Origin of the sequence: Micromonospora sediminicola, assembly GCF_900089585.1 — a bacterium.
In the GTDB taxonomy this organism is placed as follows: Bacteria; Actinomycetota; Actinomycetes; order Mycobacteriales; family Micromonosporaceae; genus Micromonospora; species Micromonospora sediminicola.
In genome coordinates this window covers 1,657,894-1,682,572 of record NZ_FLRH01000003.1, presented here as the reverse complement: position 1 = coordinate 1,682,572, position 24,679 = coordinate 1,657,894, and the positions used below count along the sequence as shown (strand labels likewise).

General features: G+C 72.8%; 18 protein-coding genes. 8 read left to right on the top strand and 10 right to left on the bottom strand.

Going from position 1 to position 24,679, the window contains the following annotated elements; all coding sequences use genetic code 11:
- Window positions 1-11: 11 nt before the first annotated feature.
- Window positions 12-590 carry a MarR family winged helix-turn-helix transcriptional regulator gene (locus GA0070622_RS08480; RefSeq protein WP_245666149.1) on the bottom strand — a complete coding sequence of 193 codons (579 nt, stop codon included), beginning with the start codon at window positions 588-590 and terminating at the stop codon, window positions 12-14.
- 95 nt (window positions 591-685) lie between these two features.
- On the opposite strand from GA0070622_RS08480, the gene GA0070622_RS08475 reads away from it, so the two are divergent.
- Window positions 686-1,816 (top strand): PP2C family protein-serine/threonine phosphatase, encoded by a 1,131-nt coding sequence (locus GA0070622_RS08475; RefSeq protein WP_091571441.1) that lies wholly within the window; start codon window positions 686-688, stop codon window positions 1,814-1,816.
- 9 nt (window positions 1,817-1,825) lie between these two features.
- Here GA0070622_RS08475 and GA0070622_RS08470 read toward each other — a convergent pair whose 3' ends face one another.
- From GA0070622_RS08470 to GA0070622_RS08440, 7 genes are all read right to left on the bottom strand, one after another.
- Window positions 1,826-3,307: a sugar transferase gene (locus tag GA0070622_RS08470; protein WP_091571437.1), complete on the bottom strand. Its 1,482-nt coding sequence runs from the start codon at window positions 3,305-3,307 to the stop codon at window positions 1,826-1,828.
- 211 nt (window positions 3,308-3,518) lie between these two features.
- Complete coding sequence (locus tag GA0070622_RS08465; protein ID WP_091571433.1) at window positions 3,519-5,273, bottom strand: substrate-binding domain-containing protein; 1,755 nt, start codon at window positions 5,271-5,273, stop codon at window positions 3,519-3,521.
- Between the two features lie 178 nt (window positions 5,274-5,451).
- Complete coding sequence (locus GA0070622_RS08460) at window positions 5,452-6,486, bottom strand: lactonase family protein (protein ID WP_176558939.1); 1,035 nt, start codon at window positions 6,484-6,486, stop codon at window positions 5,452-5,454.
- A 103-nt stretch (window positions 6,487-6,589) separates the two neighbouring features.
- Window positions 6,590-7,192 carry a GTP-binding protein gene (locus GA0070622_RS08455; protein WP_091571424.1) on the bottom strand — a complete coding sequence of 201 codons (603 nt, stop codon included), beginning with the start codon at window positions 7,190-7,192 and terminating at the stop codon, window positions 6,590-6,592.
- Window positions 7,173-7,562: a DUF742 domain-containing protein gene (locus GA0070622_RS08450; RefSeq protein ID WP_091571419.1), complete on the bottom strand. Its 390-nt coding sequence runs from the start codon at window positions 7,560-7,562 to the stop codon at window positions 7,173-7,175. The genes GA0070622_RS08455 and GA0070622_RS08450 overlap by 20 nt, the downstream gene beginning before the upstream one ends.
- Window positions 7,552-7,974 (bottom strand): roadblock/LC7 domain-containing protein, encoded by a 423-nt coding sequence (locus tag GA0070622_RS08445; protein WP_091571415.1) that lies wholly within the window; start codon window positions 7,972-7,974, stop codon window positions 7,552-7,554. The genes GA0070622_RS08450 and GA0070622_RS08445 overlap by 11 nt, the downstream gene beginning before the upstream one ends.
- Window positions 7,974-10,337 carry a sensor histidine kinase gene (locus GA0070622_RS08440; protein ID WP_091571412.1) on the bottom strand — a complete coding sequence of 788 codons (2,364 nt, stop codon included), beginning with the start codon at window positions 10,335-10,337 and terminating at the stop codon, window positions 7,974-7,976. Before GA0070622_RS08440 ends, GA0070622_RS08445 begins: the two co-directional genes overlap by 1 nt.
- A gap of 303 nt (window positions 10,338-10,640) precedes the next feature.
- Here GA0070622_RS08440 and GA0070622_RS08435 point away from each other — a divergent pair, with 303 nt between their 5' ends.
- The 5 genes from GA0070622_RS08435 (at window position 10,641) to GA0070622_RS08415 (ending at window position 14,944) form a co-directional block, all read left to right on the top strand.
- Entirely contained in the window at window positions 10,641-11,234 is a 594-nt protein-coding gene (locus GA0070622_RS08435; RefSeq protein ID WP_091571408.1) for a hypothetical protein, read from the top strand.
- Window positions 11,235-11,247: 13 nt separating this feature from the next.
- Entirely contained in the window at window positions 11,248-12,339 is a 1,092-nt protein-coding gene (locus GA0070622_RS08430; RefSeq protein WP_091571403.1) for a hypothetical protein, read from the top strand.
- Between the two features lie 139 nt (window positions 12,340-12,478).
- Window positions 12,479-14,134 (top strand): sodium:solute symporter family protein, encoded by a 1,656-nt coding sequence (locus GA0070622_RS08425; protein WP_091571399.1) that lies wholly within the window; start codon window positions 12,479-12,481, stop codon window positions 14,132-14,134.
- Window positions 14,135-14,150: 16 nt separating this feature from the next.
- Window positions 14,151-14,474: a hypothetical protein gene (locus tag GA0070622_RS08420; RefSeq protein WP_091571396.1), complete on the top strand. Its 324-nt coding sequence runs from the start codon at window positions 14,151-14,153 to the stop codon at window positions 14,472-14,474.
- 86 nt (window positions 14,475-14,560) lie between these two features.
- On the top strand, window positions 14,561-14,944 hold the full coding sequence (locus GA0070622_RS08415; RefSeq protein WP_091571392.1) for a hypothetical protein: 384 nt from the start codon (window positions 14,561-14,563) through the stop codon (window positions 14,942-14,944).
- A gap of 106 nt (window positions 14,945-15,050) precedes the next feature.
- Here GA0070622_RS08415 and GA0070622_RS08410 read toward each other — a convergent pair whose 3' ends face one another.
- Window positions 15,051-16,853 carry a glycoside hydrolase family 6 protein gene (locus tag GA0070622_RS08410; protein ID WP_091571389.1) on the bottom strand — a complete coding sequence of 601 codons (1,803 nt, stop codon included), beginning with the start codon at window positions 16,851-16,853 and terminating at the stop codon, window positions 15,051-15,053.
- A gap of 563 nt (window positions 16,854-17,416) precedes the next feature.
- On the opposite strand from GA0070622_RS08410, the gene GA0070622_RS08405 reads away from it, so the two are divergent.
- Together GA0070622_RS08405 and GA0070622_RS08400 are read left to right on the top strand one after the other, a co-directional pair.
- On the top strand, window positions 17,417-18,565 hold the full coding sequence (locus GA0070622_RS08405) for a hypothetical protein (RefSeq protein WP_091577036.1): 1,149 nt from the start codon (window positions 17,417-17,419) through the stop codon (window positions 18,563-18,565).
- Entirely contained in the window at window positions 18,552-19,385 is an 834-nt protein-coding gene (locus GA0070622_RS08400) for a class F sortase (RefSeq protein WP_176558940.1), read from the top strand. Before GA0070622_RS08405 ends, GA0070622_RS08400 begins: the two co-directional genes overlap by 14 nt.
- Window positions 19,386-19,448: 63 nt before the next feature.
- On the opposite strand, the gene GA0070622_RS08395 is transcribed toward GA0070622_RS08400, so the two are convergent.
- Window positions 19,449-24,518 carry an NAD-glutamate dehydrogenase gene (locus tag GA0070622_RS08395; protein WP_091571385.1) on the bottom strand — a complete coding sequence of 1,690 codons (5,070 nt, stop codon included), beginning with the start codon at window positions 24,516-24,518 and terminating at the stop codon, window positions 19,449-19,451.
- Window positions 24,519-24,679: the final 161 nt, after the last annotated feature.

The window sequence follows — 24,679 nt, the reverse complement described above, 5'->3', positions numbered from 1 at the left end:
GCCGGGCCGGGTCAGGCGGTGCGGGCCACCGGGGGTTCACCGGGCGGGTGCGGTTCGCCGGCCGGGTGGGGCGGGGTGGGTTCGGCGGCCGGGGCCGGGGGCGTCGGCTCGGCCAACGGGTCCCCGATGCGCTCCCCGGAGGGTTGCAGGACCGGCCAGCCCTCGGCCACGGTGGCCTCACCGCGCCGGCCGACCTCGTCGAACTCGCGCATCCCGCGCAGGAGGGCCGCCCGGCCGTCAACGCTCATCCCGGCCAGGATCCGCGCCAGCCGGTGTCGCCGGTCGGTGCGCAGCTCGGCGAGGAGCCGTCGGGCCGCCGGGGTGAGGTGCAGCGAGATCTCCCGGCGGTCGTAGCGGCCCGGCTCGCGCTCCAGCATTCCGGCCGCCACCAATCGGTCACAGAGTCGGCTGGCGGAGGAGAGCAGCATGTCGGTCAGGGTGGCGAGCCGGCGGAGGTTGATCCCGTCATACTGCTCGATGACCATGACCGCGCGGAGCTGGGCTCCGGAGAGCCGGCTGGTGGTGCGCTCCCGCGCCGCCTCCCAGACGGCCAGCAGGGTGCCCGCCGCCTCGTCCAGGGCGGCGGACATACTCGCTTCAGGTCCCCGGGGACCGCGCTCTTCGGTCATGGTGGGCCCGAGACTACTCCCCGGACCAGCCCGGCGACCTGTGCAAAGGAGCAAAGATGAGCGGAGCGGAGGTTCGCGCGCGCCAGATCGTGACGGATGCGCCGACAGATCTCATCGTGGACCGGCTCGCCGACGAGCTGGCCCGCCGGTACGGAATCACCCGCACCGAGCTCTACCAGGTCGACTACCGGCTCGCCGAACTGCTGCCGTTGGGCGGCGGAGAGCCGATCACCGGCCCCGGTCACCCGGCCTGGCGCGCCTTCGACCACCAGGAGCCGGTGGTCGTCGACGGGACCGGGTGGTTCCCGGTGGGGATGCGGGGTGAGCGCCGGGGCGTGCTGCGGATCTCACCGGCGCCCGACGACCCGGACGCCCTCCGGCAGCTGGACACCATCGCCACCGTGGTCGGGCACGAGCTGGCCGCCGTCACCTCGACCACCGACATCTACCTGGGCGCCCGCCGCAGCCGACGGCTCACCCTGGCCGCCGAGATGCAGTGGGAGCTGCTGCCCGGGCGCAGCCGGATCCGGCCCTCGTTCAGCCTCGCCGGGCAGCTGGAGCCGGCGTACGCGGTGCGCGGGGACAGTTTCGACTGGTCCGACGACGGCCACCGGCTGTGGCTCGCGGTACTCAACGGCTTCGGCGAGGGCGTGGCGGCGGCGCTGCTCACCTCGCTGGCCACGTACGCGCTGCGCAACGCCCGCCGGGCCGGTATCTCCCTCGCCGACCAGGCCGCCCTGGCCGACCAGGCGATCTTCGCGCAGCATCGGGGCGCGCAGCACCTCTCCGTGCTCCTGCTGGAGCTGGACCTGGCCACCGGCGCGCTGACCGCGGTCGACGCCGGCTCGCCCCGCCTGATCCGGCTGCGCGACGGCGTGGTGGCCGAGCAGGTGCTGGACAAGCAGTTCCCGCTCGGCATGTTCGAGGCCACCGACTACCGGGAGCAGCGGTTCCAGCTGGAGCGCGGCGACCGGCTCTTCGTGGTCAGCGACGGGGTGATCGACGCGACCGCCGAGCAGGTCCGGTACGGCGAGGCGGCGCTGGACCGGTTCCTGCGCCGCACCGGACCGATGGAGGCGCTGGACGCCGTCCGGTCGCTGATCGGCGACCTGCGCGCGTTCGTGGCCGGCGACCTGGTCGACGACGCGGTGGTGGTCTGCCTGGACTGGCTGGGCCCGCAGCCCTGACGGTCCGCCTCAGTACGCGCCGCGGCTGTTGAGCACCGCGCCGAACGTCTTCCAGAGGATGGTCAGGTCGGCCGCGAGCGACCAGTTCTCCACGTAGTAGAGGTCGAGCCGGATGCCGTCCTCCCAGCTCAGGTCGGACCGGCCGCTGACCTGCCAGAGGCCGGTCATGCCGGGCTTGACCAGCAGCCGGCGGGCCACGTCGCCGTCGTAGCGGGCCACCTCGGAGGGCAGCGGCGGGCGCGGGCCGACCAGGCTCATCTGGCCGAGCAGGACGTTGGCGAGCTGGGGCAGTTCGTCCAGCGACCACTTGCGCAGCAGCCGGCCCATCCGGGTGACCCGCGGGTCGTCGCGCATCTTGAACATCAGGCCGTCGGTCTCGTTGCGCGCGGCCAGCTCGGCGAGCAGGGCGTCGGCGTTGACCACCATGGTGCGGAACTTGAAGACGCCGAACTCCTCGCCGCCCTGGCCAACCCGGGTCTGGCGGAACAGCACCGGGCCCCGGCTGTCGACCTTGATCGCCAGCGCGATCACCGCCAGCAGCGGCGAGAGCAGGAGCAGGGCGATCAGCGAGATCGACCGGTCGACGAAGCCCTTGACCAGCTTGCGGGCGCCGCGGAACTCGGGCGCCTCGACGTGGATCAGCGGGAGGCCGGCCACCGGGCGGGTGTGGATGCGGGGGCCGGCCACGTCGGTCAGCGCCGGGGCCACCACCAGGTCCACCCCGGTGCCCTCCAGCTGCCAGCCGAGGCGGCGCAACCGGGTGGCGGTCAGCTCGCCGGAGGCGGTGACCGCCACGGTGTCCGCGCCGATCGCGGTGGCCGCCTCCGGGATGCCCCGGAACGACCCGACCACCGGCACGTCGCCCAGCCGCTGCGGCACCGGCGCGAGCAGGGCGTCCGGAATGCAGGCGCCGACCACCTGGTAGCCGGCGTACGGCTCCCGGCGCAGTGTGTGCACCAACTCCAGCACGTGTGCGGTGTCGCCGACCACGAGCACCTTGCGCGACCAGCCGCCGCCCCGGTAGCGGGCCTTGTGCAGCCGCTTGCGGGCCGCGAACCGGGCCGCCTCCAGCCCGAGCGTGCCGACCGCGAAGGAGATCGCCAGGAAGCCGCGGGACACGCCGACGTCGGCGATGTAGCCGGCGATGGCGATGCCGCCGGCGAGCCGCAGGCTCGCCGCGCTGACCCGTCGGTACTCGTCCGCGCCGTAGCCGAGCACCTGGTCGTCGTAGCAGCGCATGGCCTTGAGCGAGACCAGCCAGACCAGCAGGAGCACCGGGGCGACCACCACGTAGGGGATCTCCGAGCCGGTCGGCTGCTCGTCACCGAACCGGGCCAGGTAACCCACCAGGATGGCCACGGCGAGCACGGCGGTGTCGAGCACCACCAGGACCCGGATGTAGGCCCGCTCCGCGGCTCGCGTCGTCGCACCGGGGCGGTCACCACCGGGTCGCGACGTCCTGGCGGGGGTCAACAGCGTCGCCGAGGTCACGGGTCCTCCCCACTCTGCTCAGGACCGCCCCGCCCCCGCCCGGCTCCGGAGGGAGCCTGCGGTCGGGGCACCCGGTCATCATGCCAAGACAATTATGGTTACCGATTGATTCGGACACATTACCGTCAGTTCACTTTCCCGTGCTTGACCCGGGAAGCCTTCCGCCGTACCGGAAATCCGGTACGGCGGAAGGTTATCGCTGAGTGTCGGGTCAACGCGGAGCGGGCGGCCGCAACGCGATCGCCTGCAGGAAGATCTCGCCGATCTTGCTCGGGTCGGTGGTCACGAACGCGCCGCCGCCGGTGACGTCCGTGATCGACTTCAGCTCCTTGCGGTTCACGTCGGTGCCGATGCCGATGATGATCACCTGCACCGGCTGCTCGTCGTCCCGCAGCTTCTTCAGCTTGTCGAGCAGGTCCTTCTGCGAGATGCCGTTGTCGTCCTCGTTCTGGCCGTCGGTGAAGAGCACGATCGAGTTGACCTTGCCGGGCTCCCAGTCCTGCTGGACCTTCTGGTAGGCCGCGAGCATCGTGTCGTACAGGCCGGTGTCGCCGCTGGAGGGGCGGATGGAGGCCAGACCGCGCTGCAGCGTGCCCCGGTTGCCCGACAGCGGGCCGATCCCGACCAGCTCGTTCCAGTCCTGCGTGCCCCGCAGGTTGGTGGAGAACGTCCACAGGCCGATCGACCAGGAGTCGTCGAACAGCCCCAGGCCCTGACTCGCGGCCGCCACCGTGACCTGCTCCCGGCTGGCGCCGTTCGCCGTGGCCACCGGCTTCTTCATCGAGCCGGAGACGTCCACGACGCAGAGCATCCGACCGGACTGGGTGGCGACCGACCACGTGGTGGTCGCCGTCGCGATGGCGACCGGGTCCAGCTCGGCCGCGCCGCCCTGACCGGACGGCGGAACCTGCTTCTCCCCACCGTTGGCCGGGCTCGGCGCGCCCGTCGGCGCCTGGAAACCGCGACCCCAGTTGCCGTCCGGCGCGCGCAGCGACTGGGCCGCGAGCCGGTCCTTGAAGTCGCCGGAGCGCAGCGCCTCGTAGAGCACCCGCGCGGCCGACGCCTTGCTCGGCTCGATCCCCGGCAGCACCGCGAACGGGTAGTCCAGCGAGATCGGCGGCGGATCGAGGTAGAGCGCGGCCAGCTTGAGCGGCGGCTTGGTGTTGTTGTAGGCGATCACGTCCTCTTCGGACAGCGCCGCCGCGCCCAGCCCGTTGGCGATGGCCGTGGGGTCGGACGAGCGCGGGAACCGCGCGAGGAGGTCCTGCCGCAGCGAGGACCGGTTGGTGGCCAGCGCCCGCAGCGCCCCGACCATGGCCTCCTGGGCCTGCGGGGAACCGGCCTCACCGGTGGAGCTGGCGGCGGCGGTCAGCGACAGCAGGCCGGACAGGCCGGCCGCGTCCTGCGTCGGCTCGACGATCCCGGCCCGCAGCGGCTTGCTGGACGTCACCTGCTTGAGCAGGTCGGACCAGCGGAGGTCCTTGTCCGGCCAGCCGATCCGCGAGGCCACCGGCTCGGGCAGCGCGACCACCACCGGGCTGCGCGCGATCGAGGCGCCGTTGCCCGGGGCGAAGGCGCTGGCCCCGCCGGCCTTGAGCCGGACCAGCCAGGTGGAGGAGTCGGGCACCCAGACGTCGGGCGTCACCGCGGTGCCACTGGCCTGCCCGACGCCGGCCAGGGTGGCTCCGTGCTTGCTCGCCACGGCGGCGGCCACGTCGACCGGCTCGGCCGAGGTGACGTTGACGGCGATGCAGGTGTCACCGACCCGGGCGCCGTTGGCGACCCAGTCGTCGGCGGCGCCGCGCACCGCCGGGGCGATCTCCGGGGCGGCCGACACCGACAGCTCGATCCGACCCGAGCAGTTCGGGCCGGCCAGCTGCTGGTATCCGAACCAGGAACCGGCTACGACGGCGACGAGAGCGGTCGCCGCCGCGGCGGCACCTGCCCCACGAAGGTTAGTACGCATGCGATGGCGGCCAGACACGGTGACCATCTTGCGTATCTCGTGGGGTTACTGCCACAACCGTTCGGACGAAAGTTACGCAGGAGAAACAGTTGATCACCTAATCGATACACTGAGTCACGAGCCAGTGATCCCAGGTGATTCCGGTCCACTCCGGACAGTGCTGTCCGTCACCGCCCCGTCACACCAGCACGCACGTCGGACTCGCCACCGGAACCGGCTCGCCGACCCGCTCCGGCACGCCGCTGCCCGGGTCCACCCGGAAGACCCCGATCAGGTCGGCCCGCTCGTCGGCGACGTAGAGGTGCTCCCCGGCCAGCGCGAAGTGCCGGGGCCACCCACCGCCGGTGTCGACCTCGGCCACCAGCTCCGGCGCGGCGCCGTCCAACGCGAAGACGGAGACCGTGCCCACACCGCGGTTGCCCACGTAGAGGAAGCGACCGTCCGGTCCGACGGCCACCTCCGAGGGCTGCACGTGCCCGGTCCGGCCGCTGGCGTCGACCCGGACCCGCTGGTGCAACCCCTCCGCCGTCAGGTCGTACGCGGTCACCGTGGCGTCCAGCTCACCGACCAGCCAGGCCCGCCGGCCGTCCGGGTGCCGGGCCAGGTGCCGGGGGCCGGTGCCGGCCGGCGTCCGCAGCCGGGGCGCCCGGGGCACCAGCCGCCCGGAGGCGACGTCGAGGTCGTACCGGTAGACCGAGTCGGTGCCCAGGTCGACGGCGAGCAGGGGCCCACCGCCCGGGTCGGGCGAGACCATGTGGCAGTGGGCCTTCTCCTGCCGCTCCGGGTCGGCGCCGTGCCCCTCGTGCCGGACCAGGTCGGTGCGCTCCCCCGGCACGCCCTCGGCGTCCACCGGGAACACCGCCACACTGCCGCCGCCGTAGTTGGCCACGAACACGTGCCGGCCGTTCGGCGCCACCGCGAGGTGGCACGGCTCGGCACCGCCGGTCGGAAGGACGCCCAGCGGCGCGAGGTCGCCGTCCGGCGCCACCCGGAAGGCGCTCAGCCGCCCCTCGGACAACTCGTTGACCGCGTAGAGCACCGGAAGCCCCGGATGCCGGACGAGGAACGACGGCGACGGGGTGACCGCCGCCGTGCCGAGCGGGGTCAGCGCCCCGGTCGCCGGGTCCCGCCGCGCCGCGACGATCCCCTCCGCCCGTCCCCCCGCCTCCGCCGTGTAGCCGCCGATGTGGACGACCTCGCCCGTGCCGGTCACCGCTCCCACCTTCCGCCGATCCTGCCGCGATCCCACCAGAGGCTTCCCGGAGAACCGCCCGGTCACTCGTGATTCGCGGACCGGATCCAGGACGGGGCGGCGCTCAGCCCACCGGCACCGGCTCGCCGCGCTGCCGCGCGACGTGCTCGACCAGCGAGATCAGCACCAGCTTGCCGGACTGCCGGTCCCGGGCGTCGCAGAGCACCAGCGGAACGTCCGGATCGAGGTCCAGGGCGTCCCGCACCGCCTCCAGCCCGAACCGCCGGGAGCCCTCGAAGCAGTTCACCCCCACCACGAAGGGGACGCCCCGCTGCTCGAAGTAGTCGATCGAGGGAAAGCAGTCGGCCAGCCGGCGGGTGTCGGCGAGCACCACCGCGCCCAGCGCCCCGAAGGCCAGCTCGTCCCAGAGGAACCAGAACCGGTCCTGGCCCGGGGTGCCGAACAGATAGACCTGGAGGTCGTCGTTGATGGTGATCCGGCCGAAGTCCATGGCCACGGTGGTGGTCGACTTCTGCTCCACCCCGGAGACGTCGTCGGTGCCGAGACCCGCCCCGGTCAGCACCTCCTCGGTCTGCAGCGGCCGCACCTCGCTCAACGCGCTGACCAGCGTCGTCTTGCCGGCGCCGAAACCGCCGGCGATGAGGATCTTCAGGGCCAGCGGCAACCGCGACGCGGCCGGCTCCCGGTCAAAGCGCACGGAGTCCACTGACCACCGCCTTGAGGATGTTGTCGTCGGGCAGGTACGCGGTGGCCGGGGGACGGTGCACCGCGACGAACCCGTGGGCGAGGAGGTCGCCGAGCAGCACCCGGACCACGCCGACGGCGAGGTCCAGGTCGGCGGCGAGGTCGGCGACGGCCTTCGGCCGCCGGGCCAGCTCGACCAGGCGGCGGTGCTCCGGCTGCAGACCGGGCGCGCCGGCCGGCTCGGCCGCCGGCGTGGTCAGCACGAAGGCCAGCAGGTCGAAGCCGTCGACCGGGGGGCGCACCCGCCCACCGGTGAGCGTGTACGGGCGGACCACCGGGCCCGCGTCGGCGTCCAGCCACTCGTGCTGGGGGCCCGGGGACTCAGCGCGCATCGGTCGGCTCCCCCACGGCCCGGGCCGGTGCGGCCAGATTCTCCCCGACGCGGATTACCAGCATCGCCATCTCGTACGCCACCAGGCCGATGTCGGCGTCGGCGTCGCTGGCCACGGCGAGGCAGGCGCCCTGCCCGGCGGCCGTGACGAACAGGTACGCCGACTCCATCTCCACCACCGTCTGGCGGACCGCGCCGCCGCCCAGGTGCCGGGTGGCCCCCTTGGCCAGGCCGGAGAAGCCGGACGCCAGCGCGCAGAGGTGCTCCGCGTCGGCACGGTCCTGGTCGGCGGAGGCGCCGAGCAGGAGCCCGTCCGCGGAGAGGACCACCGCCTGGCGGGCGGCGGGGACCCGTTCCACCAGGTCGTCGAGCAGCCAGTCGAGATCGGCGTTCTGCCGCGTCGTGTGCACCACTAGGCGTCCCTCTCAGTCGCGGTTCGATGGTCCGGCGCCGGCGAAGAGGGCTCCGTCGCCGGCTCCGGCGCGGTGGACGGCGTACCGGTCTCGGCCGGCTCGGCGGCGGAGGCGTCCCGCAGCCGGGCGGCGGACGGGCCGCCGACGGTGCGGGAGCCATCCCGACGCCCCCGGGCGGTGCCCGCCTGCAACGCGGACATGGCCCGCCGGGCCTCCTCCGGCGTCCGGTGGGCCGGCACGTCGGTGACGGCCGCCCGGGGACGCGCCGTCGGCCCGCGCCGACGCACCCGGCGGGGCAGCCCGTCACCGTCGGCCGGCGGTTCCACGGTCGACGCGCGGGCCGTCGGCAACGGCACCACGGTCGGCTCGGAGCGGTCCCGGTTCGGCCGGCCCGGCCGCCCCCGCGGCACCGTGGTCAGCCGGGTCACCTTCGCCATCCGCCGCCGCTCCGGCCCGGCCGGCGTGGCGTCCGCGCCGACCGGCGGCTCGTCGGTGATCAGATCGGAGGGGACGAGCACCGAGGCGGTCGTGCCGGCCGGCCCGGCCGGTCGCAGCTCCACCCGGACCCCGTGCCGGGCGGCCAGCCGGGCCACCACGAACAGGCCCAGCCGGGCGCTGTCGGCCGGGTCGAACTCCGGTGGCGCGGCCAGCTTGCGGTTGGCCGCCGCCAGTGCCGGGGGTGACATGCCCAGGCCCCGGTCGGTGATGTCGATGGCGTAACCGCCCGGGACGGTCCGGCCGGTGACGTCCACCCGGGTGCCCGGCGGGGAGAACGCGGTGGCGTTCTCGATCAGCTCAGCGAGCAGGTGGATCACGTCACCGACGGCCCGGCCGAGGACCCCGGCGGACTGCACCTCGCCCACGTCGACCCGGTCGTACGCCTCGACCTCGGAGATCGCCCCGCGCATCACGTCCACCGCGGCGACCGGGCGGCGCCAGCCGCGCCCGGGCGCGGCGCCGGCGAGGATGACCAGGTCCTCGGCGTGCCGGCGCAGCCGGGTGGCCAGGTGGTCGACCTGGAACAGCCCGGCCAGCTCGTCCGGGTCCTCGGTGCGGCGCTCCAGCCGGTCCAGCAGCGCCAACTGCCGGTGCACGAGGCCCTGGCTGCGGCGGGCCAGGTTGAGGATGACCTCGTTGAACCCGCGGCGCAGGGTGACCTCGTCCACCGCGGCCCGCACCGCGGTCCGCCGCACCTCGTTGAAGGCGCGCGCCACCTGGCCGATCTCGTCGCCGCCGTGGTCGAGTTCGGGGGCCTCCCGGTCGACGTCGACCTCCTCGCCCCGGCGCAGTCGGGCGACCACGTCGGGCAGCCGCCGCTCGGCCATGTCGGTCGCGGCGCCCCGCACGCCGGTCAGCCGGTGCGCCAGCGACCGACCGACCCGCAGCACCACCAGGACGCAGACCACGACGGCCACCAGGCCCAGCACCCCGGCGGCGGCGAGCTGGACCAGGATGCGCACGGCCATCGGCACCGACCGTTCGGCCAGGCTGTCCGCGCCGCGCAGCTCGAAGTCCCGCAGTCCCTGCCAGACCTCGGTGTGGCTGCTCTCCCAGGCCCGGACGTCGAACCGGGCGGGCAGCTCGGCGGAGCGGATCAGGGTGTCCTGCAGGGCGCGCAGCCGGAGGAAGCCCGGGCCCTCGGTCAGCCGCTGGTAGCCGGTGCGCTCGTCGGGCGGCAGGTCGGCGACCGCGTTCTCGGCCAGGAAGCGCTGGTTCTCGACGGTGCGCACGAGCTGCTCGTGCTCGCCCTCGGCGTACCGGCCGGCCGTGACCGCGCCGGCGAGCAGCGCGTCGGCCTGGCCCAGCAGCTCGCGGGAGCGGCCCAGCGCGGTGAGCGCCGACGCCTCCCGGTTGAGCTGCACGTCGGGCAGCGCGGCCATGGCGGAGAACGCCTGGAAGGCGGAACCGACCATCCCGCTGTAGAGGCCGACCGCGCCGGCCCGGTCCACCTTCCGGTCGTCGATGAAGGCCCGCCCCGCGGGCAGCGCCTCCAGCGCCGAGCCCAGCTGGTCGAGCCGGGCGTCGAGCTGGTCGTCGGCCGCGTCGCGCAGGTCCTCGCCGTCGATCCGGCGGCGCAGCTCGGCCACTGCCCGGTCGGTGCGCTCCCGCTGCTCGCCCAGCTCCGGCAGGGCGGCGTCACCGGCGAGCTGGACCACCGAGAGCCGCCGTTCCCGTTGCAGCTCGGCGACCACGGTCTCGCCCGGGCGGCCGAGGTCGTAGAGGAGGGTACGCGCGGCGAGCAGGTCGAGGGCGGGGCCGAAGGTGAGCGTGGTGGCGAAGATCCACAGCGCCAGCAGCCCGGTCACCGGGCCGATGACCAGCGCGGTCAGCTTGGCGCGGATCGGCCAGTCGCGGGTGTTCAATCAGACCTCGCCCGGGAAGGTGTCGCTGGGTGGCGCCGGCAGCGGCCGCCAGATCGCCGGCCACGACGCCGGGCCCCGACCCGGACGCCTTGGGCAGGATACGTAATCCCGGACGGATGCACTACCGGCCGTCTCGCCGCTCACTACGGTCCGGAACGGTCACGCCGGACACCGATGGACTCCGGCCGCGCGCCGTTAGGGCGTCGCCGAGCCGCCGGCTCCCACGGACCGCGGCGGAAAGTGCTCCGGAACGGGATTGGCGATCACCCGCAGGAGGGAATACCTGCGGGCGAAGGAGGAGCCATGTCGCCCACCCAGGTAGTCGTCATAGTCATCGTCGTCGCCGTCATCGCCGCGCTGGTCGCGCTCGCCGTGGTCGCCAACCGCCGGCGGGCCCTCAAGCAGCGCTTCGGCCCGGAGTACGACCGGGTCGTCGCCGAGCAGGACAGCCGGGGCGCCGCCGAGCGTGAGCTGCGCGAGCGCGAGCGCCGGCACGCCGAGCTGGAGCTGACCCCGCTGAGCCCGGAGTCCCGGGCCCGGTACGCCGCCGCCTGGGAGGAGATCCAGGTGCGCTTCGTCGACTCGCCGGCGGAGACCGTCGGCGACGCCGACGAACTGGTCGGCCACCTGATCGCCGAGCGCGGATACCCCACCGGGGACTTCTCGGACCAGATCGCCCACCTCTCCGTCGAGCACGCCCGCACCCTGACCCACTACCGCGACGCCCACGAGATCCGGCAGCGCAACGAGCGCGGCGAGGCCGGCACCGAGGACCTCCGGCAGGCGCTGGTGCACTACCGGGCCCTCTTCGCCGACCTGCTCGGCGAGGACCCGGTCGGCCAGCAGCCGCCGGAGCAGCGCCACCCCGACCACGAGCACGACGCCACGAGCCGCTGAGGAGGCCGCCGCCATGCGCCAGGAAGAGCAGCAGGTCACACAGGACCACCCCGAGGCCGTACGGTCCGCGCCGGTGCCGGTCCCCCCGCCGGGTGACCACACCGACGCCGACCGGCCGGGGGCCGACCGCGCGGACCGGGCCGACGTGCCCGAGGACGCGCTGGACGACCGGGGCACCTTCGACGACCCGGCCGTGACCGACCGGCGGGACGCGGACCTCGACGAGACCCGCGGGTACGACGCCGGGGAGCTGCGGGACGCGGCCGACCGGACGGACGACACCGACACCACGCGCGACGACGACGGCCGGCCGGAGTTCCACGAGCCGGCGCCGCTGCCGACCACGTTCGGGGCGGCCACGGTGGGCGACGCGGTGGCCGCGTCGGCGCTGGCGAGCGGCCGGCCGCAGGACGAGCGGGACGCGCGCGACGAGGACACCGCCGTTCCGGGTGACGGCGCGCCCGGCCGCACCGAGCCGCTGGACGACGAGCGGGCCGACCCGACCGCCGGGGACCGGCTGCACGACCGGGACCGCTGGGAGGCGGAGCACTCCGACGCCGGCCCGGGCGCCGACGAGGTCCGTGACGACAGGTCCACCGACGGGGTGGTCCGGGACGGCGCGCCGGCGGACGGCGCGGTCGGGTACGGCAGCGCCGAGCCCGGTCTGGTCGATCCGGACAGCGAGCCGGTGCCCGCGGACGCGGACGGCGGCCGGCACCACACCGTCGACCCGGACACCGCCACGGCGGCGGCGGGCGCGGCGGCGGTCGGCGCGGCCGGCTCGGGCACGGCGCTGGCCGGCGCGGACCGGCCCACCCCGGGCGCGGTGCCGGCGGACGCGGCGACGCTGTTCGCCCCGGAGGCCGCGCAGGGCTTCCGGGACCGCTGGCGCGATGTCCAGCTGCGCTTCGTGGACGACCCGCGCGCCGCGGTCGGCGAGGCCGAGTCGTTGGTCGAGGAGGCGATCGAGGCGCTGGCCACGGCGTTGCGGGAGCAGCGCACCCGGCTCGGCGCCTGGCAGGAGTCCGGCTCGACCGACACCGAGCAGCTCCGGGTGGCCGTGCGCGGCTACCGCGACTTCCTGGACCGCGTGCTGGGCCGCTGAGGCGCCCGACCTGCCCCGGAGCCCCGGCCGCCGACGGCCGGGGCTCCGTCGTGCCCGGCGGACCACGCAGGAGGCATGAAATTGCGCAATCGGGGTACCTGCGGGCGCAGCACGCACCCACACGAGGGGAGCTACAGGCATGGGTAGCGGCCTACGGTTGAACATGAACGCCCTGGACTACCTGATCCTGGCGCTCTACTTCGTCACGGTGCTGGGTGTCGGCTTCGCCGCCCGCCGCGCCATCAAGACCAGCGTGGACTTCTTCCTCTCCGGGCGGTCGTTGCCCGCCTGGGTCACCGGCCTGGCGTTCGTCTCGGCGAACCTGGGCGCGCTGGAGATCATCGGCATGGCCGCCAACGGCGCCCAGTACGGCATCATGACGGTCCACTACTACTGGATCGGCGCCGTGCCGGCGATGGTCTTCCTCGGCATCGTGATGATGCCCTTCTACTACGGCTCGAAGGTCCGCAGCGTCCCGGAGTACCTGCGGCTGCGCTTCAACCGCCCGACCCACCTGCTCAACGCGATCAGCTTCGCGGTCGCCCAGGTGCTGATCGCGGGCGTGAACCTCTACGCGTTGGCGCTGATCATGCAGGCGCTGCTGGGTTGGCCGCTCTGGGTCGCGATCGTGGTCGGCGCGGTGATCGTGCTGGCGTACATCACGGTCGGCGGCCTCTCCGGCGCGATCTACAACGAGGTGCTCCAGTTCTTCGTGATCATCGCCGGCCTGGTGCCGATCACGGTGATCGGCCTGGTCAAGGTCGGCGGCGTGAACGGGCTGATGGACGCGGTACGGGAGTCCAAGCTCGGCGAGGCCGGCCTGCACGCCTGGCAGGGCACCGGCAGCACCGACAATCCCCTCGGCGCGCACTGGCTGGGCATCGTCTTCGGCCTCGGTTTCGTGCTCTCCTTCGGCTACTGGACCACCAACTTCGCCGAGGTGCAGCGCGCGCTGTCGGCACGCAACATGAGCGCCGCCCGGCGGACCCCGATCATCGCGGCGTACCCGAAGCTGCTGATCCCGGTGGTCACCGTGATCCCCGGCCTGATCGCCCTGATCACGGTCAAGGGGCTGGGCGCCGACCAGGGCGACCTGGTCTACAACAACGCCATCCCGCTGCTCATGCGCGACCTGCTGCCCAACGGCGTGCTCGGCATCGCGGTCACCGGCCTGGTGGCCTCGTTCATGGCCGGCATGGCGGCCAACGTCAGCGGCTTCAACACCGTCTTCACGTACGACATCTGGCAGGCGTACTTCCGGCGGGACCGGCCGGACGGGTACTACGTGAAGGTGGGCCGGATCGCCACGGTCGTGGCCGTGGTGGTCGGCATCGGCACCGCGTTCATCGCGGCCGGCTTCAGCAACATCATGAACTACATCCAGGCGCTCTTCTCGGTCTTCAACGCCCCGCTCTTCGGCACGTTCATCATCGGCATGTTCTGGCGGCGGATGAGCGCGCTGGCCGGCTTCTGGTCGCTGCTGTCCGGCACGGTGGTGGCGATCGCCACCTACGTGCTCTACAAGACCGGCGTGATCAGCTTCAACTCGGACCTGGAGGAGAGCTTCTGGGGCGCGGGCCTGGCCTTCGTGACCGTCGCGGTGGTGGCCGCGATCGTCACGCCGCTGACCCGGCCGAAGACCGACAGCGAGCTGACCGGGCTGGTGTACGGCCGCAGCGACACCACGCTGGCCGACGACTCGCTGGCCGGCGACGCGGCCTGGTACCGCTCGCCGGTGCTGCTCGGCATCGTCGCCGTGATCCTGGCCGCCCTCTTCTACATCCCGGTCTTCTGAGGAAGGGACCCACGCCATGGCAGACAACGAGGACCGCCACTACCAGGGCGGCGAGGCCCACGACCCGCTGGTGGACGAGACCGAGGATGCCCGGGAGGCGCGTTCGGCGGCGGCCCGGCTGTTCGACATCCGCCGGGTGATCGGCGGGCTGTTCGTCGTGTACGGCCTGATCGTCGGGCTGATGGGACTCTTCGACTCCTCGGCCGAGATCGACAAGGCGCAGGGCGTCCGGATCAACCTGTGGGCCGGCGCGGTGATGCTGGTCTTCGGGCTGCTCATGCTGCTGTGGCAGCGACTGAGCCCGACCGAGGCGCCGGAGCCCGGGCCGGACGAGTCCTGATCCGGCGGGCTGTCGCGCCCGGTCGGCATGGCCGGGCCCGCACGGGGTACGCCGGGGATCACGCAGTGGGACAGGAGGGCAGCAGCATGACCGATCGTGACCGCGGTGGCGAGCGGCCGCTGGAGGAGACCCCCGAGGTGGCGGCGGCGGTGGACGACGACAGCACGGTGCCGCAGCTGCGTACCGGCGGCACCGACCCGGACAACCCGACCTTCACCGAGCCGGACGGCGCGGTGGCCGACACCGGCGCGCCGGACATCATCGGCGACCCCTACGCGGCCGGCACCGGTGCGACCGGCACCGGCACGGGCGCCGGCGGGGACAACATCCGCACCGGCGCGGAGCAGCCGTGGGAACCGGAGGACCTGGTGCGGGCCCGGGGTCAGGACATGACCCCGGAGAACCTGGAACGGGCCCGCCACGACCTGGCCGAGCTGGGCCGGGCGGCGATCGAGCGTACGGTCCCCTGACCCCGGACGGCCGGGGGCCCCTGGCCGACGTGGGCGTCGACCAGGGGCCCGGGGAACCCGCGCGGCGGTGCCTCACTCCCGCCGCCGCGGGTGGTCCGGCGGTGACTCAGAGCGCCGGGTAGGCGTTCTGCATCAGCTGCGCGAACTGGGCCGGGAACCACGCGCCGGAGATCGGCGCGTCCGGCAGGGCGCCGGAGAGGTTGTTCCCGTTGCGGGCGTTACCGGTGTACGTCGGGTCGCACATCCGGTCGAAGCCCTTGCCCTCGTTGTTCGGGATCTCCTTGCTGGAGCCGTCCGACTCACCCGGGGGCTTCACCCACACGTAGGCGTCGATGCCCGGCTCCGGGTTGGCCTTCGGCCGCTCGCCGAGGCCCGCGCCGGCCTGGTTGCACCAGTTGCCGGTGTGGTAGCGGCGGTCGACCCGACCCCCGTCGACGTACGCGTCCACGCTGGTCAGCGGGCCGGCACCGGTGGGCCGGGCGGAGCCGCCCCAGCCGTTGCGGGAGGTGTCGATCAGCATGCCGATGGTGCTGTCGAAGCCGACCGAGACCAGCTTCTGCCGGAACGCCTGGGCGAACGACAGCTCGTCGACGTACTGGTTCCAGTCGATCCACTTGGACTGCCGCACGGTCTGGCCGTTCACCGAGTCGGTGACCTTGACGTACGGCTCCTTGAGCGCCGAGTAGTTGGCGGTGTTGACGATGAAGCCGTGCACGTTGCGCACCGTGCTGCCGGACGCGACGGCGGCGGCCTTGAGCTGGTCGGCGACCGGGCCGAAGTTGCTGTCCCAGCCGATCCAGCCGTGGTGCGCGGCGTCGATGTAGTTGTAGACGTTGCCGATCGCGCCGAGCTTCGCCAGCGCGTAGCCGACGCCGTTGACGTAGGCGCCGTTGGCCTTGACCGTGTCGCACATCGCGGTGCCGCCCGGGTTGCCCGAGGTGTTGGTCACCAGGTTGGGCAGCGAGTCGATCTCGATGATGTTGACGATGCGCAGGTTCTTGTACTTCGCGTCGCCCTGGATCGCGGCGATCGGGTCGATGTACTCGGACTTGTAGCGCGGCAGCTCGTCCGGGCCCAGCTCGCCGTTGGAGGCCAGCGCGGAGCAGTCCCGGCCGGGCAGGTTGTAGATGACGAACTGGATGTAGCCGGCGCCCTGGGCGAGCGCGGCGTCCAGGTGGTCACGGACCCCCATCGCGCCGTTGGAGCTGCTGCCGGTGGTGCCGTTGATGGCGGCGATCCGGTCGAGCCAGACCGCGGTCGGGTTGTTCGACACCCGGTTGCCACCGGCGACCGACTCGGCCTTGGCCTTCCACTCCGGGTTCACGTACCCCTTCACCCCGGCGTACGGGTTGTCGACCTTCTGCCCCGGCGGGGTCGTGGTCGGCGGGGTCGTGGTGGGCGGGGTGGTGGTCGGCGGCGTCGTGGTGGGCGGCGTCGTCGTCGGCGGGGTGGTGGTCGGCGGGGTCGTGGTGGGCGGCGTGCCGCCGTTGCAGACCGTGCCGTTCAGGGTGAACTGGGTCGGCTTCGGGTTGCTGCCGCTCCACGCGCCGTTGAACCCGATGTTGGTGCTGGCGCCGGTGGCCAGCGAGCCGTTGTAGGACTCGTTCTGCGCGGTCACGTTCTGACCGGTCTGCGACCACTTCGCCGACCAGCCCTGCTGCACGCGCTGCGAGCTGTTCGGGAAGGTGAAGCCGAGGGTCCACGAGCTCAGCGGGTCACCGAGGTTCTTGATGACCACGTTGGCGGTGAAGCCACCGCTCCAGTCGTTGGTGGTGTAGTCCACGCTGCACTGGGTCGCGGCCTGAGCCGCGGTGACCGGGAGGGTCACCAGCCCGCCGGCCACGAGGACGCCGGCGCCGGTGAGCGCGAGCGTCCGGCTCCGGCCGGACAGCCTTCTCCACAGATTCATGCCACTGATCTCCTTGGGCGAGACCGGATCCGCGTACGGCCCGGCGGAATGGCGGCGGCGGTCGTCCTGCGGGAACGGCCGTGCGCGCCACGGGTTTCTTCGGGGGACGCCCGACCCGGACGGGCGTGAGGTGGTGGTGGTGCCGACCGGTCCGCAGGACCGGCCGATGGGAGCCCGACGTCGCCCGGTGAGACCGGTTGCCCTCGACGCCTCAGCTCGCGGTGTGGCTCCCCGAACCGCGTGCAGCGATTCTTGCATGGGAGCGCTTCCATGGCAATGCCTCGATACGCCTCCCCGACCCTACCTCCTGACATCCCGCCCCTACGCGGGCTCGCGCGGCGGGATCTTGGTGGTCGGAGAAGCAGAGCGAACGGGGCAGCAGGGCGGGGCGAGCCCGGACGCACGCACATCGGACCTCAGGCGGCTTAGCACCAGGATCGGCACATCATCGGCAAACTCCTAAAAACGAATCTTTCCCCGAATAAGTCGCGAAAAGGTCTAACGTCGGCGGTAGCTCGACTGACGTCGGGCTCAGGACGAACAGGGATGGAGTGACGCTGGTCATGGCTAAGAAGATGCTCGGGAAGGTCGTCGCGGGTGCCGCTCTGGGCGGCGCGGGCCTTCTCGTGTTCACCCCGGGGATGGCCTACGCGGGCGGACACGACGAGGGGAAGGTCATCGCCAAGCCGCACGTGGTCAAGGCGGGTGACACCGTCGAACTGCTCGAGATCTGCTCCGAGCCCCAGGAGCACGCCTCCGTCTGGTCGAAGGTGACCGGCAAGGTCGACCTCCACCCGGCCCGTGACGGCGAGCACGGCGACTGGTCGGACAAGGGTGGTGACTGGTCCGACAAGGGCGGCGACTGGTCCGACGGGGGCTGGGACGCCGACCAGGGCCCCGACGGCAAGGACGGGCACGGTCGCGAGGACCACGGCAAGGGCCCCGAGGGCAAGGACGACCACGGCAAGGACGAGCGGGGCAAGGACGACCACGGCAAGGGCGAGCAGGGCAAGGGCGACCAGGGCAAGGACGAGCACGGCCCGGGTGGCAACGGCATGCCGCAGCCGCCGGCCGACGTGCCGCAGCCGGGCGGCCAGCCCGGTGGCATGGGCGGCGGAGTGGCCGCCGACCACGGCGACCAGGCCGACTGGCAGGGCCACGAGGAGTACGGCCAGGACGCCGAACCGGGCTGGGAGAAGGAACAGCCGGGCCGGGACGCCGCCGACTGGGCGATGGACGAGCACGGCAAGGACGGCAAGGACGGCCACGGCCGGGACGCCAAGGACGAGCACGGCGCCTGGCAGGACGGCAAGGACGACCACGGCAAGGACGACTACGCCAAGGACGAGCACGGCAAGGACTGGCAGTCCGGCGGCGAGTACGGCCGCGGCGGGGACGAGTACGGCCGTGGCGGGGACGAGTACGGCCGCGGGGGCGACGAGGCCGGCTGGGAGCACGGGAAGGACTTCGTCTACTACGGCGAGGCCACCGTCTCCGAGCACGCCCGCCCGGGCCGCTACGAGCTCAGGGGCTCCTGCGGCGAGGGTGAGCTGGTGGTCCTGCCCCGCGGTGGCGTCGACGGCGGTGACGGCGGGATGGCCACCACCGGCGTGGACCGCGGTCTCGCCACCGGTGGCGCGGGCATGATCGGCGCCGCGGCGCTGGGCGGCCTGGTGCTGCTGCGCCGGCGGCGGGCCGGTGGCCTCGTCTGATCGGACGACGACCCGGGCCGGCGGCCGTCACGGGAGACCGTGGCGTGCCGCCGGCGCGGCCGTCGTCGTCCTGCTCGCCATGGTGGGCGCCGGGCTGATCGGCGCGTCCGTGCGGACCGTCCCGCCTCCCACCCCGCCGCAACCGATCGCGCAGGCCGGGCCGGTCGCCACCGACCCGGTCCCCGACGCCGACCTCGACCCGACAGCGGAGGAGACGTCCTCCCCCGACGTGCCGGTCACGCCGCCCGACGCCGCCGTCGGCTCCCCCACCCCGGCGGCCGCCACCCCGCCGGCACCGGCCGTCTCCGGCACACCGGCCGTTCCGGGTTCACCGGCCGCGCCGGTCGCCGCGCCGGTCGCGCTGCCCCGGTCGGCGCCGACCACCATCTCGATCCCCCGGATCGGGGTGCGGGCCGAGATCATGACGCTCGGCACCAACCCGGACGGCACAGTCCAGGTGCCTCCGTTGGACCAGGCGATGAAGGCCGGCTGGTACTCACCCGGCGCCAGTCCCGGCGAGGTCGGCAACGCCGTGGTCGTCGGGCACGTCGACTCCGCCCAGCTCGGCCCGGCGGTCTTCTTCAACCTGGGCGCGCTGGTGCCGGGCGACGCCATCGCCGTCGTCCGGCAGGACGGCTCGACCGCCACGTTCACCGTGGACGAGGTCCGGTCGTACCCGAAGACCGCGTTCCCGGCGGAGCAGGTCTACGGCCCGTCCGACGTGCCCGGCCTGCGGGTGGTCACCTGCGGCGGGGTGTTCGACCGGACCGCCGGCAGCTACCTGAACAACATCGTCGTCTACGCCCGGATGACCGCGTAGCGCGAACGGCCGTGGCCCGGCGGTCGGTTCCCCGACCACCGGGCCACGCGCGGACGGAAGCGGTCAGGCCGCCGCCGAGGTCCGGACCAGGGTACGGATCTGACGCAGCAGCACGGACAGCGCGGACAGGTCGGCGCGGGACTCGTCGAACTCCCCCATCGCCCGGTGGGCCCGGTGGATCGAGGTCGCGTTCGCCTGCTCCCACTCCTGCACCCGTTCCGCCGGCGGGAGGCTGTCCGGGGTGGACCCGAGCACCTCCGCGGTGAGCGCGGCCAGCGCGGCGTACAGGTCGTAGCGCAGCGCCATCCGGGCCAGGGTCTGCCACCGGTCCTCCCGGGGCAGCAGGGAGATCTTCGACAGCAGGGCGTCCACCCGGAACCGGTCGCTGAGCACGAAGTAGACCGAGGCCACCTCGCTCACGTCCCGCCCGGTCGTCTGCGCGGTCTCGACGATGTCGAGCAGGCCGAAGCTGTACATCAGGCGGGTCGCCTGCTCGGCCAGGTCACGCGGCAGCCCCTTGCCGACCAGCGACTCGATGTGCGCCGCGATCGCCTCCCGCTCGGTGCCCCAGAACAGGTGCTCCAGGTCCGGCAGGAGCCGGGTCACCCCGTCGCGCAACCGGGCGATCTCCGCCGGCACGTCGATCGGCGAGCGCCGGTTGGTCACCAGCCAGCGCACCGCGCGGTCGAGCAGCCGCCGGGTGTCCAGGTAGACGGCGGTCTGCAACTCGGGCGAGACCTTGTTGTCCAACGCCTCGACCGCGTTCCACAGCTCGCCCAGCCCGAACACCTCGCGGACCACCACGTACGCCCGCAGCACGTCGGCCGCGGAGGCCGCCGTCTCCTCGACCACCCGGAAGACGAACGAGATGCCGCCCCGGTTGATCGCCTCGTTGACCAGGACCGTGGTGACGATGTCCCGACGCAGCCGGTGCCGGCCCATCCGGTCGGCGAAGCGCTGCCGCAGCGGGGTCGGGAAGTAGTTGACCAGGACGTCGGTCGTCCACTCCTCGTCCGCCAGTCCCTCGCCGACGATCTCGCGCTCCAGCACGATCTTCACGTACGCGAGCAGCACCGCGAACTCCGGCGCGGTCAGCCCGTTCTCGGCGCGGACCGCCAGCTCCTCGTCCGGCGGCAGCGCCTCCAACGCCCGGTCCAGCGCGCCGGAGCGCTCCAGCTCGTTGATCATGCGTCGGTGCACCGGGAGCAGCGAGGCGGCCTGCGCCTGGGCGTTGTTGACGGCCCGGGCCTGGTCGTAGTTGTCCCGCAGCACCAGCTCGGCGACCTCGTCGGTCATCTGGGCCAGCAGCTCGTCGCGCTCCGGCCGGTCCAGCTCACCGTCGGCGACCGCGGTGTTGAGCAGGATCTTGATGTTCACCTCGTGGTCGGAGCAGTCGACCCCGGCCGCGTTGTCGATGAAGTCGGTGTAGATGCGGCCACCGCCGGAGGCGTACTCGATCCGGCCCTGCTGGGTGAAGCCCAGGTTGCCGCCCTCGCCGACAACCCGGCAGCGCAGGGCGCGGCCGTCCACCCGGATGGCGTCGTTGGACTTGTCCCCGGCCTCGGCGTTGGTCTGCGTCGACGCCTTCACGTAGGTGCCGATGCCGCCGTTCCAGAACAGGTCCACCGGCGCGGTGACGATCGCCTTCATCAGCTCCTGCGGGCTGAGCTGCGTGACGTCGTCGTCGAGGCCGAGCACCGCGCGCACCTGCGGCGTGATCGGCACCGACTTCGCGGTACGCGGGTAGATGCCGCCGCCGGCCGAGATCAGCTCGGCGTCGTAGTCCTCCCACGACGACCGGGGCAGGTCGAACAACCGCTTGCGCTCGTCCCAGGAGCGGGCCGCGTCCGGGTCCGGGTCCAGGAAGATGTGCCGGTGGTCGAAGGCGGCGAGCAGCCGGATGTGCTTCGACAGCAGCATGCCGTTGCCGAACACGTCGCCGGACATGTCGCCGACGCCGACCACGGTGAAGTCCTGGGTCTGGGTGTCGTGGCCCAGCTCGCGGAAGTGCCGCTTCACCGACTCCCAGGCGCCCCGGGCGGTGATGCCCATCTTCTTGTGGTCGTAGCCGGCGGAGCCGCCGGAGGCGAACGCGTCGCCCAGCCAGAAGTTGTGCGCGGTGGAGATCTCGTTGGCGATGTCGGAGAACGTGGCCGTGCCCTTGTCCGCCGCCACCACGAGGTAGGGGTCGTCGCCGTCGTGCCGGACCACGTCGACCGGCGGCACGATCTCGCCGCTGACGATGTTGTCCGTGACGTCGAGCAGCGCGGAGATGAACTCCTTGTAGCAGACCACCGCCTCGTCCCGGTCGCCCGGCCTCTGCTTGAGCACGAAGCCGCCCTTGGCGCCCACCGGCACGATCACCGCGTTCTTCACCATCTGCGCCTTGACCAGGCCGAGCACCTCGGTGCGGAAGTCCTCGCGCCGGTCGGACCAGCGCAGGCCGCCCCGGGCCACCGGCCCGAACCGCAGGTGCACGCCCTCGAACCGGGGCGAGTAGACGAAGATCTCGAACTTGGGTCGCGGCGCCGGCAGGTCCGGGATCGCCTGCGGGTCCAGCTTGAACGCCACGTACGCCTTCGGCCGCCCGCCCACCGGCTTCTGGTAGAAGCTGGTGCGCAGCGTGGCCTGCATCAGCGTCAGGTAGGCGCGCAGGATCCGGTCCTGGTCCAGGCTGGCCACCTCGTCCAGCGCCTCGCCGATCGCCTCGACCAGCTCGCCGTTGCGCTGCCGGCGCTCGTCCAGCGTGGTCGCGCCGGGCGCGAACCGGGTCTCGAACAGCTCCACCAGCAGCCCGGCGATCCGCGGGTACGCGATGAACGTCTGCTCCATGTACTCCTGGGAGAACACGGTGCCGGCCTGCCGCAGGTACTTCGCGTACGCCCGCAGCACGACCACCTGCCGCCAGGTGAGCCCGGCCCGCAGCACCAGCTCGTTGAAGCCGTCCACCTCGGCCTCGCCCCGCCACGCGGCGGCGAATGCGTTCTCCACGTGCGGCCGCACCTCGGCCAGGTCCTGGTGCCGCTCGGGCAGCTCCAGACCGAAGTCGTAGAGCCAGATCCGGCCGTCGACGCGCTCCACCTCGTACGGGTGCTCGTCGACCACCTTCACGCCGAGCGAGTGCAGCACCGGCAGCACGGCGGAGAGCATCATCGGCTCGCCGTACCGGTAGACCTTGAACCGCACGTCCATGGCCTCGTCGGCCTCGGCGGCGCGACCGGCGGCGTACGGGCGGGGCGCCAGCTGCTTGCGGAACAGGTGCATCTCCAGCTGGCCGGGCTCCTCCAGCAGCTCCAGCTTGGCCAGGTCCTTCATCGCCTCGTACGGCGTGTGCCCGTCCTTGTAGCCCTCCGGGAACGCGTCGGCGTACCGGCTGAACAGGTGCTTGGCCTGCTCGTCGCCGAGCTTGCGCTCCAGCACCAGCCGGTAGTCGTCGTCCCAGAGCCGGGTGGCGTCCGCCAGCTCCTCGGCCAGCAGGTCGGCGTCGATCTCGCCGGGCGGGTTGTTCGGGTCGGTGCGGACGATGAAGTGCACCCGGGCCAGCATCGACTCGGTCACCCGGGTGGTGTAGTCGACGCCGACGCCGTTCAGCTCGCGCAGCAGGATGTCCTGCATGCGCAACCGGTTCTGCGTGGTGAACCGGTCCCGCGGCAGGTAGATCAGGCAGGAGATGAACCGCCCGTACGCGTCGCGGCGCAGGAAGACCCGCAGCTGCCGGCGGCCGGCCATCCGCAGCACGCCGATCACCGCGTGGTAGAGGTCGTCGGTCTTGATCTGGAACAGCTCGTCGCGCGGGTAGGTCTCCAGGATCTGGAGCAGGTCCTTGCCGGAGTGGCTGCGCAGGCTCAGGCCCGAGCGGTCCAGCACCTCGGCGACCTTGCGGCGCACCACCGGCAGTTCCTGCACGCTGGTCCGGTACGCGGCGGTGGAGAACAGGCCGAGGAACCGACGCTCCCCGACCACCTCGCCGGCCTCGTTGAAGATCTTGAAGCCGATGTAGTCCAGGTAGGCCGACCGGTGCACGGTGGCCCGCGAGTTGGCCTTGGTGATGATGAGCAGGCGCTTCTCCAGCACCTTCTCGTGCGCCTCGGGCGTCATCGAGTTGAGCGACCGGGCCTCCGGCGAGTCCGAGCGCAGGATGCCCAGCCCGGTGCCGAGGACGGCTTCGAGGGCCTGCCCGCCGCCGCCCGTCCCGTCGGTGTCGACCAACCGGTACTCCCGGTAGCCGAGGAACGTGAAGTGGTCGTGGGCGAGCCACCGCAGCAGCTCCACCGAGTCGGTGATGTCCTTCTCCGGCACCGGCGGCCGGTTGTCCGACGTCCGGGCGGCGGCCAGCTCGTCGGCGAGCGCCAGCGCCCGCTGCCGCATCTTGGGCCAGTCCTCGACGGCCTCCCGCACGTCGGTCAGCACCCGCTGCAACTCGCGGCGCAGCGCCTCCCGCTCGGCCGGGTCGCGCACCGGGTCGATCTCGATCCGCATCCAGCTCTCGACCAGGTCACCGGCGATCGCGTCGTCCGGCTCCACGTCGGCGGAGACCTCGGTGAGCCGACCCAGCGGCTCGCGCCGGACCACGACCAGCGGGTGCACCAGCAGGTGCACGTCGAGGTGACGGGAGTTCAGCAGCGCGGTGACCGAGTCGACCAGGAACGGCATGTCGTCGGTGACGATCTCGACGACCGTGTGGTGCTGCTCGGCGTCCGGCTCGTGGATGCGCAGCTTCAGCTCGCCCGGCACCCGCTGCTGGGCCAGGTCCCGGTGGGCCCGGGCCGCCTCCAACATCTCCTCGGCGGTGAAGCCGATCAACTCCTCGTCCGGCGCGAACCGCCAGAACCGGTCCACCAGGGTGGCCGCGTCGTGGTCGTCGCCGGCCAGCGCCACCGCCTGGGCGACCAGGCGCTCCGCGTTGGGTACGGGCTCGTCCAGCTCGGCGTCCTCGGACTCGTCGGCCAGCGCCTGCGCGGGCAGACCCAGGTCGTAGAGGGTGTCGATGCTGGAACCGGTCATCCCGGTCACTCCTGTGTCGAGACGGCCGTAACCGTCCCCGTCGGTCGCCGAATCGAAGCTGTCATCGTCCCGGCTGGTGTCAGCCTGCCGGAGGTCGGGTCCCGGTTTGATCGCCGGACGCCGGTCCATCGGTGCCACTCCCCTCGACCCACCGCGTTGTGGGTCACTCTGCCGCCCAGCCTAGGCCCTGCCGCTGTGTGCCTTCGTCGGCGGACCACCGGCCGGACGTCCGGATCGGGACTCTGTCCTTTCACCCGTTGCGGGTTCGTGGTCGGCCGGTCGCGGAGTAC

Bases quoted from the DNA above. Each gene is read 5' to 3' on its own strand.
- GA0070622_RS08480 (WP_245666149.1), bottom strand. From the start codon at position 590: ATGTCCGCCGCCCTGGACGAGGCGGCGGGCACCCTGCTGGCCGTCTGG.
- GA0070622_RS08475 (WP_091571441.1), top strand. From the start codon at position 686: ATGAGCGGAGCGGAGGTTCGCGCGCGCCAGATCGTGACGGATGCGCCG.
- GA0070622_RS08465 (WP_091571433.1), bottom strand. From the start codon at position 5,273: ATGCGTACTAACCTTCGTGGGGCAGGTGCCGCCGCGGCGGCGACCGCT.
- GA0070622_RS08450 (WP_091571419.1), bottom strand. From the start codon at position 7,562: ATGCGCGCTGAGTCCCCGGGCCCCCAGCACGAGTGGCTGGACGCCGAC.
- GA0070622_RS08435 (WP_091571408.1), top strand. From the start codon at position 10,641: ATGTCGCCCACCCAGGTAGTCGTCATAGTCATCGTCGTCGCCGTCATC.
- GA0070622_RS08430 (WP_091571403.1), top strand. From the start codon at position 11,248: ATGCGCCAGGAAGAGCAGCAGGTCACACAGGACCACCCCGAGGCCGTA.
- GA0070622_RS08425 (WP_091571399.1), top strand. From the start codon at position 12,479: ATGGGTAGCGGCCTACGGTTGAACATGAACGCCCTGGACTACCTGATC.
- GA0070622_RS08420 (WP_091571396.1), top strand. From the start codon at position 14,151: ATGGCAGACAACGAGGACCGCCACTACCAGGGCGGCGAGGCCCACGAC.
- GA0070622_RS08415 (WP_091571392.1), top strand. From the start codon at position 14,561: ATGACCGATCGTGACCGCGGTGGCGAGCGGCCGCTGGAGGAGACCCCC.
- GA0070622_RS08410 (WP_091571389.1), bottom strand. From the start codon at position 16,853: ATGAATCTGTGGAGAAGGCTGTCCGGCCGGAGCCGGACGCTCGCGCTC.
- GA0070622_RS08405 (WP_091577036.1), top strand. From the start codon at position 17,417: ATGGCTAAGAAGATGCTCGGGAAGGTCGTCGCGGGTGCCGCTCTGGGC.
- GA0070622_RS08395 (WP_091571385.1), bottom strand. From the start codon at position 24,518: ATGGACCGGCGTCCGGCGATCAAACCGGGACCCGACCTCCGGCAGGCT.